This is a genomic window from Kitasatospora sp. NPDC094016 (assembly GCF_040304045.1).
GTDB lineage: Bacteria > Actinomycetota > Actinomycetes > Streptomycetales > Streptomycetaceae > Kitasatospora.
In genome coordinates this window covers 188,396-199,450 of sequence record NZ_JBEOUK010000013.1, presented here as the reverse complement: position 1 = coordinate 199,450, position 11,055 = coordinate 188,396, and the positions used below count along the sequence as shown (strand labels likewise).

The window sequence follows — 11,055 nt, the reverse complement described above, 5'->3', positions numbered from 1 at the left end:
GGCGCCCCCGAAGAATGCCTGGACTGCGCCTGCGGCCTCTACCTCGACAGCCCGGCGACCTGACCCCTCCACGAACTTGCGCGGAGCAGCACTAGAACCCGGAGACGTTCGCCCGCCTGGGCCTCGGTGATACTGCCTCGGTTGACCGCCGCCGTTGTCAGCGCCGCAGCGTACTCGGGGGTCTGGAGCAAGCCCGGGATGATCCCGACCTCAAACATTCTGAGCTCCAGGGCCTTCGCCTCCTCTGCAATGTACTGGCCGAATCCCTGCAACAGCGAGCTTGCCCGTACATCCAGGAACAGGTTTGTGAACTTGGTGCCCGTATCGAACATTCGATCAACTTGCCTAGCGAAACGCAGAGTTGGCGGTTTTCTGCCAGTTTCAACGGACGAGATGTGTCCTGGTGAATATCCCGTGCGATCCGCAACTTGATCCTGCCTCATGCCCAACTCTTCGCGCTGGGCCCGGAGTTGAGCGCCGAAGGAAGCTCGCGGCGAGCTGTCCGGGGTGAGCGGCCTGATGTTCACGCGGCTGCCTTTCTTTCCAATTTGCAAGGTTGAAGGCACTGTGAGGTTAGAGGACAGTTGGCTCCCCTGGGTAGTCATCGCGCTACGGATCGGAGCCACCCCCATGTTCGAAGACTCGAAATCCACGCTGCCCGACCTCGTCCGCAACGAGGTGGTGCAGGACCTGGCGCACCGTGACGCCGACGGCAAGCCCCGAGAGGGGGTCTTCATGGAGATCCTCTGCGGGGCGGCCTTCCTGAGGCCGATCGGCGGGGGACAGGAGTGGACGACCAGGCCCGATCGGCTGCGACGGTGCGACCCCCGGGAGATCGCGCCCGGTGCCGGGTGCAACCCGCACCGCCGGCCGCTCTCGTGACCGTCGAACTGGTCGTCGCAACGGCCGCCTTGGCGGGCAGCGCCGCCGCGCAACGCCCTCTTCGATGGACCCCTGAGGAGCTGGCCGCGATTCGGTTGCGTATGGGGCTGAAGGCCGCGCCGGTCGCCCGGCCGCAGCGCGAGCAAGGCGGCGGGCGTGAGTGGACGGTGGTCACCCCGGCCGGCGTGTGGTGCGGGTGGGAACCGGACTCGCCGGACTGACAAGCTCCCGTCGCCGCAGCGCGAGTGCTCATCCTCTGCGGCGACGGGGTTCAACGCCCGTCCGCGAAAGACGGCCGCGGACGGGTGAGTACCGGCAGGCGGACCTCCCCTGCCGGTCGGCTCCGAGGGCGTGTTGGTGCCGGGCCCTCGTCGAGCCACACCGCTCCCCGCCAGTCACCCCCCTTCTGGCGGGGAGCGGCCGTCCCCTTCATCACCGGCCGGCGGAGACCTGACCTCCGCCGGCCGGAACCCCCGCCCTGGCCCGCGCCGGATGGTCACGCGGACAACCAGGGCGGGCCTGAAACTCCCGCCCCCGGCGATCCCGAGGGCGGGAGCCAGTGTCCGCACCGGCACGCGCCCAAAACGGTCCCTCCGGGCCGAGTAGTTGACGGCGCTGGAGGGGCGGCATCACCGCAATGTTCAGCATGTGCACCGCAACGCAACGTGAGGAGTGTTCGTGAACGACACCGCAACGCTGCCCGCCAGTACTTCCCGCCCGTGGGGCGCCGGTCGGCTCGCGCCGTACCCGTCCTCCGTGCGCCTCCCGTTCTCCACCGTCACCATCGACCCGGTGACGCAGCTCGGCGTGTTCCACGACAGCGCCGGCCTGGTGGTTGAGATGGGCCGGCACGGTACCAGCGCGGGAACCGAGACCAACACCACCACGAACCAGGACTCGAAGAACGACCAGGGCCACGACCAGGACAGCACCCAAGACTGATGCCATCGACCGAGGAGAGGCCGGTTTGGGTGGCCACCGAAGCGGTGGACGTCACCGCTGACATGGTGATCACCGAACTCAACCGGCGAAGTGTGCCGGTGGTCAGGTTCAACCCCTCCGACATCGGAACGGGGCTGACGGTCTCGGCTCGGTTCGGCACCTGCCCGGCCCCCGTGGCCGGGCAGGTGCGTACCCCGTCGAGGACAGCTGACCTGACCCAGGTGCGATCGGTGTACTGGCGTCGCCCCGTCTGGCCCACGTTCCAGGGTTCGGGCCTGGGCGGCGACGATGCCCGCTTTGCTGCTGCCCAGGTCCGCTACGGCCTCGGCGGCACCCTGTACGCCCTTGACGAGCCACTGTGGGTGAACCACCCACTCCGGGAAGCGGCAGCGGACTACAAGCCCGCCCAACTCGCAACGGCCCAGCGTCTCGGGCTGTCCGTGCCGCCCACGATCGTGACCAACGACCTTGAGGACGCCCGGCATTTCATTGCCGCGCACGATCAGGTGATCTTCAAGACCCTCCGGTGGACTTCGGTCGAGCGGGACGGCGTACCGGTCACCGGGTGGGCGGAGCCGGTGACCGTCGCTGAACTTGACGAGAGCGTTCGCGTAGCACCGCACCTGTTTCAGGCCCGCATCGACAAGATCGCCGACGTGCGTGTTCTGGTGGTCGGCCGTCGCACCTTCGCCGTGCGGATCGACTCCGGGCTATTGGACTGGCGCCGGGACTACTCCGCGTTGTCCTACAGCGTGGTAGACCTGCCGGACCGGCTGAACAAGATGCTCCACGCCTTCGTGGCCTATGTCGGGCTCGTCTCAGGCTCCTTCGATCTCGCCGTTGACCGGGCGGGAGAGTACTGGTGGTTGGAGCTGAACCCCAATGGCCAGTGGGCGTGGCTGGAAGGCGCGACCGGGTTGGAGATGGCCGCTGCGTTCGCTGATCTGCTGACAAGAGGAGAGACCGCGTGATCGACACCGCTTCCCACCGACGAGCCCTTGCCGACCGGTTGAAGAAGGCAGGTGTTCTGACCACTCCCGCCTGGCGTGCGGCCGTGGAGGCCGTGCCGCGAGAGGCGTTCCTGAAGCCAGGGATCTTCCTCCCGGTGGACGGCGGCCGGTGGCGTGCCGTCACCGAGAGTGGGACGGATCCGGCCGAGTGGGCGGAGCTCGCCTACCGCGACGAATCGCTGACTACCCAGCTCGACGGTCATCTGACCGCCGACCAAGCCATCAGCCTCGTGACCGGCTCGCCCACCTCGTCGTCCACCACGCCCGTGACGGTAGTTGGCATGCTTGAGCACCTGGAGGTCGAGGACGGACACACAGTGCTGGAGATCGGCACAGGCACCGGGTACTCCTCAGCCCTGATGTGTCACCGTCTGGGAGAGAACAACGTGACCACGACCGAGGTGGACCCGGACGTGGCGGCCCGCGCGGATGCCGCGCTGGAGTCAGCCGGGTTCTCCACCTGGACCGTGACCGGGGACGGACTCCTCGGTCACCCCCGCCGTGCGCCCTTTGACCGCGTGATCGCCACCTGCGCCGTCCGCCGCATCCCCTACACCTGGGTCCGCCAGACCAAGCCGGGCGGAATCGTTCTGGCGACCGTCGGTTCCTGGGGCTACGGAACGGGTCTCGCCAAAGTCACCGTTGCCGAGGACGGGACCGCAGAGGGCCGGATCATCGACCGTTCCTCCTTCATGCAGGCTCGTGCCGAAGCCGCCGTCCCGGTGTCCGGTGACCTGTCCGCCCGTACGGCCTACGCCGACAGCGAGCGAGTTGCCAAACTGCCGCCAACCATCCTGAACGAGTGGATGCCGGCCTTCCTCGCCCAGCTTGCGGCCCCCTTCGCGCAGTTCGTTCGTGCCACGACGAGCGACGGCGAACAGCTGCTGTATGTCTTCGCTCCAGAACGCGAGTCCTTCGCCGAGTTCATCGCCAACGGGGACGGCTGGACGGTCCGTCAGGGAGGACCCGTCGCCCTCTGGGACGACATCGAGCGGGCGCTTCTGGCATGGGAGGACGCGGGAAAACCGTGCATCACCGAGGTGCAGCTCCGCATCACCGAGGACGCCCACATCTATTGGATCGGCGACAATCCTGTGCTTCGTTGGCAGCACAGCCTGACTTGATCACCGACGTCTGCTGAGGAGGACCGCCGGTAGCCTGGTAGCGGACTGCCGGAGGGAAGGAAGCCTGGATGGACGACGAATCGCTGTCACAGTGGGCGGAGCGACGCGATCGACGCCTGCGCCCGGTGAGTCCGTTGAAGGCCGTCATCGTCGGTCGCGAGAGCCGGCCCTCTCGCCCTTCCTCGTCTCCTCCTCCGTTGGGACGGCTATCGCTGGACTCCTGAGGTCTACGCCGAGAACGACGCGAGCGCTCAGAGGTTCCTGCACGGCATCTCGGTTGACGGGGTGATTCGAGGAACGCCACCGCAGGCCCGTAAGAAGTCGGTTGGCAGGCACCGAACGGGGGGGTAGACGACCTGCTCGGCCTCCAGCTTGGTCGGCTCGACCTGGAGCGCGACAGTGTGGCTTCGTCATGGAGCCGCCTGTGGAAGGTAGCCCGCGAACTCGCCCCGACCGTCGTAGCCCCCACGGAGAGCGGCCGTGCCGTGGGCGCCCCGCTCCCACGTCGCCATGGAGGCGCAGGAGGAGCGGGCAGCGCCCCCGGAGGCGCTTGACGGTGCCGCTTCGGGGGCGCTGTGCTGTTCACCGGCGGGCGATCCGCGTGGTCGTGCGGACGGCGGGTGTTCGTCCCTGTGTCAGATCTCGCCGAGCGGGGTGTCCGGGTCGGCCAGTGCCTTCGGGTCCACCGTCCGCCCGGAGCGCACGAGTTCGCGGATCGGGTCGGTGACGTCCCAGACGTTGACGTTCATGCCCGCCAGGACCCGGCCGCCGGCCAGCCAGAAGGCGATGAACTCGCGGGTGGCCGGGTCGCCCCGGAACACCACCTGGTCGTAGCCGTCCGGTTGGACGTAGCCGACGTACTCCAGACCGACGTCGTACTGGTCGCTGAAGAAGTACGGGATCCGGTCGTACTCCGCGTCCGGGTGCCCGAGCATCGCGCGGGCGGCGGTCTGCGGCTGGTTGACGGCGTTGGCCCAGTGCTCGACCCGCAGGTGCGTGTCGAACAGCGGGTGGTAGGCGTTGGCGACGTCGCCGGCCGCGTAGACGTCCGGGTCCGAGGTGCGTAGGTGCTGGTCGGTCTTGACGCCGTTGTCGATCTCCAGTCCGGCGGCCTCGGCCAGGCCGGTCGCCGGGGTGATGCCGATGCCGACCACCACCGCGTCGGCCGGCACGGTCGTGCCGTCGCCCAGCCGCACGCCGCTCACCGTGCCGCCGGAGCCGGTGAGTTCGGTGACCTCGACGCCGAACCGCAGCTGGACGCCGTGGTCGCGGTGCAGATCGGCGAAGACCTGTGCCACCTCCCGGCCCAGCACCCGCAGCAGCGGCAGTTCGGCGGCCTCCAGCAGCGTCACCTCGGCCCCGGCCTCCCGGGCCGCGGCCGCCACCTCCAGGCCGATCCAGCCCGCGCCAATCACGGCGACCCGGGCGCCCGGGCGCAGCGCGGCCTTGATCCGGTCGCTGTCCTCGACCCGGCGCAGGTAGAGCACGCCGTCCTGGTCGGCGCCCGGCACCGGCAGTCGGCGCGGGGTCGAGCCGGTGGTGAGCAGCAGTTTGGCGTACTCGACCTGGCCGTCGTCGGTGAGCGTCACGGTGTGTCCGGCCGGGTCGATCGCGGCCACCGCCGTGCCCAGCCGCAGCGTGACGTCCTGCTCCCCGTACCACTGCGGCGGGTGGACGTAGATCTTCTCCCGGGGCGTCTTGCCGAGCAGGTACCCCTTCGACAGCGGCGGCCGCTCGTACGGGCGGTCGTGTTCGTCGCCGATCAGGACGATGCCGCCCCGGTACCCGGCCTCGCGCAGCGCCTGGGCGGCCTTCGCGCCGCCCAGGGACGCCCCGACGATCACGATCGGCCGCTCGCGCCCGCCGTCCTCCGCCGTTCCCGCCGTGCCCGTGCCCATGCTGAACTCCTCGCTCTCCGGCCGGAATCAGGGGCCAGCCTGCCGCCGTCCGGGTGGCGTGTCGAGACCGCGCCGGGCGCGCCGCGCCGCGCTCCCCCGTACGGGTGAACGCGAGCCGGTGTGCGAACCGGTGCGCGAACCGCTACGGGGGCGGTCGAGGAATCCGCCACGGGGCCCGCTACGGGGTCATCGCCTCCCGGACCAGCGCGGTGTCGGCGAACTGCTCGAAGCGGACGATCCGGCCGCCGCGCACCGTGAAGTGGTGGGCGACCCGCACCGCGAGCGGCTTTCCGGTGATCTTGTGGACGGCCGTGTAGCGGGCCAGCACCACCACGTTCTCGCCGTCGACCACGTAGGTGTCGTCGTGCGCCGTCCAGTTCTCCCAGGCGGCGGACAGGCGCTCCATGACGTTGGCGGTGACGCCCTTCGGGGTGCGGTAGGTGCCGGCCAGCGGGAAGCCGGCCATCTCGGTCCACTCGACGTCGTCGGCGAGAGTGGCGCGCAGCGCGGCCAGGTCGCCGTGGGCGGAGGCCAGGTACTGGCGGCGGACCACGTCGGCCGGGGCGGAGGACTCGGCGAACGAGGCGGTGTCCCTCGGGATCTCGATCATCGTCGCTCAGCTCCAGGCCATCTCGCCCATGGCGACCTTGGTGCCGAGGTCGACGGCGATCTTCAACCCCAGGTCGGGGAAGCGCCGTTCGAGCGCCTCCTTCGCGGCGGTCGCGTCCGGGGCCCGGCCGATCTCGGTCTCGAAGGCGCGCAGGTAGTCCCCGGTGTGACGGACGGAGGTGAGGTCGGTGGCCGCGCCGGCGGTGCGGTGGCCGGCCGCGACGAACTGCGGTTCGAGCGCCTCGATCCCGTCCAACAGGTCGATCCAGGCCGCGCGTTGGGCCTGTTCGGGGGTGTCGGCCGTCCACACGTGCAGACCCTCGAAGAGCAGTACGCCGCCGAGCACGGCGCGGTGGTGGTGCTGCCAGAGGTAGTGCCGGTCGGGCAGGTGGAAGTCGGCGCCGCGCAGCTCGAACCGGTGCCCCTCGAAGACGAGTTCGTCCCCGTGCAGCACCTCGGGCCGGACCAGCCGGGTGGGCAGCTCGGGGCCGAGGTGGGCCCAGGCCCTGAGCTTGCCCTCGAACGTCTCCTGGATGTGCTCGACGGTGGAGGCGGTGGCCAGGAACCGTGCCTCGGGGAAGGCGTCCTGGACCTCCTGGGCGCCGAAGTAGAAGTCCGGGTCCCCGTGGCTGACGAAGACCGCGGCCAGCCGCTTGCCGCCGGCGCGGATCCGCTCCACCAGCCGGCGGCCGTCGGAGCGGGTGAACCCGGCGTCCACCAGCAGGGCGTCCCGCGGGCCGGTGACCAGGACGGAGGTCTTGTTGAGCGAGCTGTCGGGGCTGTCGATGATCTCGAAGTCGAGAGCACTCATGGGTCTGCTGTCCTTCCTGCTGCCGGGCACGCCTCGCCGCCAGCATCGGCCTTGCGGGTGCGCTCCGCATCCGGAGGAGGGGCGGGGCAGGACCGCTCACGTCGCTGAGACCGCTCACGTCGCCGGGGCCAGTCGCAGCACCGCCAGCGCCCCCAGCAGGGTCGCCCCGGCCAGCACCGGCCACAGCACCCCCGGACCGGCCGCCAATAGCGCCATCAGCGCCGCCGGCGCCGCCGCCCGGCCCACGCCCGAGGACAGCTCCCAGCGCGCCAGCGCCCGCCCCAGCAGGTGCGGCGGGGCGGTGGCCGTCACCAGGGCCGTCCCCGCACCGGTGTAGAGGATCTCGCCCAGCGTGAACACCACCGAGACCGCCGCGACGCCCGCCGCACCCGCGGTGCCGCCCAGCGACCCGACCGCCCAGTACCCCAGGTAGGCCAGGGCGAGTGTCACCCCCGAGGCGGCCAGCACGGCCCGCCGCGAACGGTCGGCGAGCCGCAGCACCAGCACCAGCTGCAGCGCGATCACCAGCACCGTGTTGCCCACGAACACGCCCGACGACCACGCCGGGGAGGCGTGCAGGTGCAGCACCAGCAGCGCCGGCAGCGCCACCTCCAGCACGTCGAAGCAGAACGCGTACGGCAGGTTGGCGAGGCTCAGCAGGCTGATCCGCCGCAGCGACTCGCCCTGCTCCCGCACGTCCACCGCCCGGTCGGCGGCCCGGTGCGGTGCGCGCACCCGCAGCGACAGCACCAGCGCGGCGGCGGCCAGGCAGGCCGCGCCCGTCACCCCTGCCAGCACCCGGATCGCGCCCGCCCCGCCGGTCACCACCAGCGTGGCCAGCAGCGCCCCCGCGCCCAGCCCCGCGTTGCGCAGCGACCGTCCGGCCGCCAGCGCGGCGTCCCGCAGCCGGCCCTCGGTCAGCGTGCTGACCACCGCCGCGTGCGTGGTCGGCCAGGACTGGCTGCCCACCCCGATCAGCACCGACGCCGCCACGAACCCCGACAGGCCGTCCGCGACCAGCAGCGCCAGCGCGCCCGCCGCCCGCACCACCAACGTGGCCGCGGCCGGCAGGGTCCGGGCGCCGCGGTCGATCCACCGGCCGGTCAGCGGCACCACCAGCAGGCCCGCCACCATCCCCGCCGACATCGCCAGCCCCGCCGCCGCCGCGCCCAGGTGCAGCACCCCGATCCCGTACAGCAGCAGGAACGGCCGCAGCAGGCCGGAGCCCACCGCGTCCACCACCAGCGCGGCCGCGTACCGGGGCCCGCCCGCCGCGGTCAGCAGCCGCAGCAGCGTGGACGGGCCCCCGGGGCCCGCACCGATCGGCGGGGCCGGCGGCAGGCCGTCCCGGACGGCGGCGTGGTCATGGACGGACTTCTCCTGGATCAGGCTCATGGCCGGTACCGTCCGCCCTGCCCGGCCCGCCGGGCACGTCGATTGACGCTAACCGTCAATCGACGCGGGAGCGGATCCGGGCGGGTGGCAGGATCGCCGTCGTGAGTGAACCGATCAGCAACGTCGTGAGTGAACCGATCAGCAACGTCGTGAGTGAACCGATCACCAAGAGGCGCGGGTGGGCGAACGCCCCTGCCGGGAGGAGCACGGCGGGCGCATGAGCGTGACCATCGACATCACCGGCCTGCCCGACGAGCGCCTGCTCTTCACGCCGTCCCCGCTGAGCGAGCTGACCGCGATGCTGGACGTCCTCGCCGAGCCCGCGCACCACCCCGCGCTGCACGGCTGGGCGTCCAGCACCGCCGCGACGATCCCGCCGGAGCTGGCCGAGCGGCTGCTGGAGGCCGACTTCCTCTGGCGCTCCTCCCGCGCCGACTTCCTCGTCCCCGGGCTGCCCGGCGCCACCCTGGCCGCCGAGCTCGACGCCGTCGACCGGATGGACGACGAGCTGTACGTCGCCGCGGCCCTCGTCACCACCTGCGGCGCCTCCCGGCCGGCCCGCCGGGCGCCCTCCCCGCTCACCGACCCGGTGGCCAACGAGCGGGCCCGCGAACTCGCGCTCGCCCGGGGCCCCCGGCAGGCCGCCTTCGCGGACCGGCTGCTCGCCGACCCGCCCGCCGTCCGGGCCCTCGTCCGGCGGATGCTGGAGGACTGCGAGTCCGCGTTCTTCGCCGACGCCTGGCAGCGCGTCCTGCCGGCCCTGGCCGCCGACGCCCGGCGCAAGGCCGACCTGCTGGCCCGGCGCGGCCCCGCCGAGGCGCTGGCCGCGGTCTCACCCTCCGTCACCCTCGACCAGAGCGCCGACGGGCGGCGGCGGATCGTCATCGACAAGCTCCAGGACAACGCCACCAGCGGCACCGACGGCGGCGGCGTCACCCTCATCCCCACCGCCTTCGGGCGGCCCCACCTCGTGGTGGTGTACACCCCCGGCTGGCGTCCCGTCCTCCAGTACCCCGTCGCCGAGGAGGGCATCCCCGAACCCGTCTCGCTGGCCCTCGTCCAGCAGCGGCTGGAAGCCCTCGCCCACCCCGTCCGGCTGCGCCTGGCCCGCACCATGGCCCGCGGCGCGCACACCACCGGCGAACTCGCCTCCGCCTGGCAGCTCAGCGCGCCGGAGGTGTCCCGGCACCTGGCCGTCCTGCGCAAGGCGGGGCTGCTCATCACCCAGCGGCGCGGGCGGTACATGCTCTACCAGCTCGACCTGTCCGGCAGCGCCCGGCTCGGCTCGGACTTCCTGGAGGCGTTGCTGCGGTGACCGGTGTCGTGGTGAGCGTTGTCGCGGTGACTGGCAACAGGTGAACGGCAACAGGCGAGCGGCAACAGGCGAGCGGGAACAGGTGAACGGGAACAGGCGAGCGGGAACAGCGGGGGAGCGGAACGCGTTCGTCCGGGCATGACCGACGACGCCTCACCCCGCATCCTGCGCTACGCCGCCTTCACCACCCGCCCCGAGGGCGGCAACCCGGCGGGCGTCGTACTCGACGCCGCAGGCCTGACCGACGACCGGATGCTCGCCATCGCCGCCGAGCTCGGCTACTCCGAGACGGCCTTCCTGACCGCGGGAGCGACCGAAGGCGCCTACGGAGTCCGGTACTTCAGCCCGCTCACCGAGGTGCCGTTCTGCGGCCACGCCACGGTCGCCTCCGCCGTCGCGCTCGCCGCCCGCACCGGCCCCGGGCAGTACGTCTTCACGACGGCCGCGGGCGACGTCCCCGTCCAGGTCGACCAGGACGCGGAGGGCGTGCTGCGCGCCACCCTGACCAGCGTCGAGCCGCAGGTGGAGGACGTGACCGAGGCCGACGTCGACGAGGTCCTCGCCCTGCTCGGCTGGGCCCGCACCGACCTCGATCCGACCCTGCCGCCCCGGATCGCCTACGCCGGCGCCCGCCACCTCGTCCTCGCCGCCGCCACCCGCGACCGCCTGGCCCGCCTCGACTACGACTTCGACGGCCTCGCCGCCTACACCCGGGCCCGCGACCTGGTGACCCTCCAGCTCGTCTGGCGCGAGGCCCCGGACGTCTTCCACGTCCGCGACCCCTTCCCGGTCGGCGGCGTCGTCGAGGACCCGGCCACCGGCGCCGCCGCGGCCGCCTTCGGCGCCTACCTGCGGGAGCAGGGCGCGGTGGCGGCCCCGGTGGTGCTGACCCTCCACCAGGGCGAGGACCTGGGCCGCCCGGGCGTCCTCCACGTCGAACTGCGGACGGCGGACAACCGGATCCGGGTGTCCGGCGCGGCGGTGGCGATCCCGTAGCGCGAGCGCGACCGGCCCGGTCCCGGCCCGGTCCCGGCCGTGGGCACCCGGAAATTCGCTCGCACACGGGGCC

Annotated in this window: 13 protein-coding genes and 2 pseudogenes; 9 read left to right on the top strand and 6 right to left on the bottom strand. The window is 71.9% G+C overall.

Features of this window, described 5'->3' with window-relative positions; genetic code table 11:
• Positions 1–38 precede the first annotated feature (38 nt).
• Positions 39–332, bottom strand: coding sequence for a Scr1 family TA system antitoxin-like transcriptional regulator (locus ABT015_RS15570; protein ID WP_350879568.1), 294 nt, complete (start codon positions 330–332; stop codon positions 39–41).
• Positions 333–605: pseudogene (locus ABT015_RS15565) on the bottom strand (helix-turn-helix domain-containing protein); the annotation flags it as partial. It abuts the gene before it with no gap.
• A 25-nt stretch (positions 606–630) separates the two neighbouring features.
• Between ABT015_RS15565 and ABT015_RS15560 the strand changes: the two are divergent.
• The 7 genes and pseudogenes from ABT015_RS15560 to ABT015_RS15530 form a co-directional block, all read left to right on the top strand.
• Positions 631–882: a hypothetical protein gene (locus ABT015_RS15560; RefSeq protein WP_350879562.1), complete on the top strand. Its 252-nt coding sequence runs from the start codon at positions 631–633 to the stop codon at positions 880–882.
• A complete protein-coding gene (locus ABT015_RS15555) occupies positions 879–1,103 on the top strand; it encodes a hypothetical protein (protein ID WP_350879561.1) in 225 nt (74 codons plus the stop codon). Before ABT015_RS15560 ends, ABT015_RS15555 begins: the two co-directional genes overlap by 4 nt.
• Positions 1,104–1,560: 457 nt before the next feature.
• The gene (gene tgmA, locus ABT015_RS15550) at positions 1,561–1,824 is read left to right on the top strand and encodes a putative ATP-grasp-modified RiPP (protein WP_350879560.1); all 264 of its coding nucleotides are present in this window, start codon (positions 1,561–1,563) and stop codon (positions 1,822–1,824) included.
• Positions 1,824–2,795 carry an ATP-grasp ribosomal peptide maturase gene (tgmB, locus tag ABT015_RS15545; RefSeq protein ID WP_350879559.1) on the top strand — a complete coding sequence of 324 codons (972 nt, stop codon included), beginning with the start codon at positions 1,824–1,826 and terminating at the stop codon, positions 2,793–2,795. The genes tgmA and tgmB overlap by 1 nt, the downstream gene beginning before the upstream one ends.
• On the top strand, positions 2,792–3,958 hold the full coding sequence (gene tgmC / locus ABT015_RS15540; protein ID WP_350879558.1) for an ATP-grasp peptide maturase system methyltransferase: 1,167 nt from the start codon (positions 2,792–2,794) through the stop codon (positions 3,956–3,958). The genes tgmB and tgmC overlap by 4 nt, the downstream gene beginning before the upstream one ends.
• 68 nt (positions 3,959–4,026) lie before the next feature.
• Entirely contained in the window at positions 4,027–4,182 is a 156-nt protein-coding gene (locus ABT015_RS15535; protein WP_350879557.1) for a DUF6087 family protein, read from the top strand.
• Positions 4,148–4,309 (top strand): annotated as a pseudogene (locus ABT015_RS15530) (DUF6087 family protein); the annotation flags it as partial. The gene ABT015_RS15535 and the pseudogene ABT015_RS15530, both read left to right, overlap by 35 nt.
• 284 nt (positions 4,310–4,593) lie before the next feature.
• Here the strand turns inward: ABT015_RS15530 and ABT015_RS15525 are convergent.
• The 4 genes from ABT015_RS15525 to ABT015_RS15510 form a co-directional block, all read right to left on the bottom strand.
• A complete protein-coding gene (locus ABT015_RS15525; RefSeq protein WP_350879556.1) occupies positions 4,594–5,856 on the bottom strand; it encodes an NAD(P)/FAD-dependent oxidoreductase in 1,263 nt (420 codons plus the stop codon).
• A 178-nt stretch (positions 5,857–6,034) separates the two neighbouring features.
• Complete coding sequence (locus ABT015_RS15520) at positions 6,035–6,466, bottom strand: nuclear transport factor 2 family protein (protein WP_350879555.1); 432 nt, start codon at positions 6,464–6,466, stop codon at positions 6,035–6,037.
• A 6-nt stretch (positions 6,467–6,472) separates the two neighbouring features.
• On the bottom strand, positions 6,473–7,276 hold the full coding sequence (locus ABT015_RS15515) for an MBL fold metallo-hydrolase (RefSeq protein ID WP_350879554.1): 804 nt from the start codon (positions 7,274–7,276) through the stop codon (positions 6,473–6,475).
• 114 nt (positions 7,277–7,390) lie between these two features.
• Positions 7,391–8,671 (bottom strand): MFS transporter, encoded by a 1,281-nt coding sequence (locus ABT015_RS15510; RefSeq protein WP_350879553.1) that lies wholly within the window; start codon positions 8,669–8,671, stop codon positions 7,391–7,393.
• 217 nt (positions 8,672–8,888) lie between these two features.
• Here ABT015_RS15510 and ABT015_RS15505 point away from each other — a divergent pair, with 217 nt between their 5' ends.
• Together ABT015_RS15505 and ABT015_RS15500 are read left to right on the top strand one after the other, a co-directional pair.
• Positions 8,889–9,986, top strand: a complete 1,098-nt coding sequence (locus ABT015_RS15505) for a DUF5937 family protein (RefSeq protein WP_350879552.1) — start codon at positions 8,889–8,891, stop codon at positions 9,984–9,986.
• A gap of 138 nt (positions 9,987–10,124) precedes the next feature.
• On the top strand, positions 10,125–10,982 hold the full coding sequence (locus ABT015_RS15500) for a PhzF family phenazine biosynthesis protein (RefSeq protein WP_350879551.1): 858 nt from the start codon (positions 10,125–10,127) through the stop codon (positions 10,980–10,982).
• Positions 10,983–11,055: the final 73 nt, after the last annotated feature.

What these genes read in the sequence shown, in the direction of transcription:
- ABT015_RS15520 (WP_350879555.1), bottom strand. Translation starts at nt 6,466, where the DNA reads ATGATCGAGATCCCGAGGGACACCGCCTCGTTCGCCGAGTCCTCCGCC.
- ABT015_RS15570 (WP_350879568.1), bottom strand. Translation starts at nt 332, where the DNA reads ATGTTCGATACGGGCACCAAGTTCACAAACCTGTTCCTGGATGTACGG.
- ABT015_RS15515 (WP_350879554.1), bottom strand. Translation starts at nt 7,276, where the DNA reads ATGAGTGCTCTCGACTTCGAGATCATCGACAGCCCCGACAGCTCGCTC.
- ABT015_RS15510 (WP_350879553.1), bottom strand. Translation starts at nt 8,671, where the DNA reads ATGAGCCTGATCCAGGAGAAGTCCGTCCATGACCACGCCGCCGTCCGG.
- ABT015_RS15505 (WP_350879552.1), top strand. Translation starts at nt 8,889, where the DNA reads ATGAGCGTGACCATCGACATCACCGGCCTGCCCGACGAGCGCCTGCTC.
- ABT015_RS15560 (WP_350879562.1), top strand. Translation starts at nt 631, where the DNA reads ATGTTCGAAGACTCGAAATCCACGCTGCCCGACCTCGTCCGCAACGAG.
- ABT015_RS15500 (WP_350879551.1), top strand. Translation starts at nt 10,125, where the DNA reads ATGACCGACGACGCCTCACCCCGCATCCTGCGCTACGCCGCCTTCACC.
- ABT015_RS15525 (WP_350879556.1), bottom strand. Translation starts at nt 5,856, where the DNA reads ATGGGCACGGGCACGGCGGGAACGGCGGAGGACGGCGGGCGCGAGCGG.
- ABT015_RS15535 (WP_350879557.1), top strand. Translation starts at nt 4,027, where the DNA reads ATGGACGACGAATCGCTGTCACAGTGGGCGGAGCGACGCGATCGACGC.
- tgmB (WP_350879559.1), top strand. Translation starts at nt 1,824, where the DNA reads ATGCCATCGACCGAGGAGAGGCCGGTTTGGGTGGCCACCGAAGCGGTG.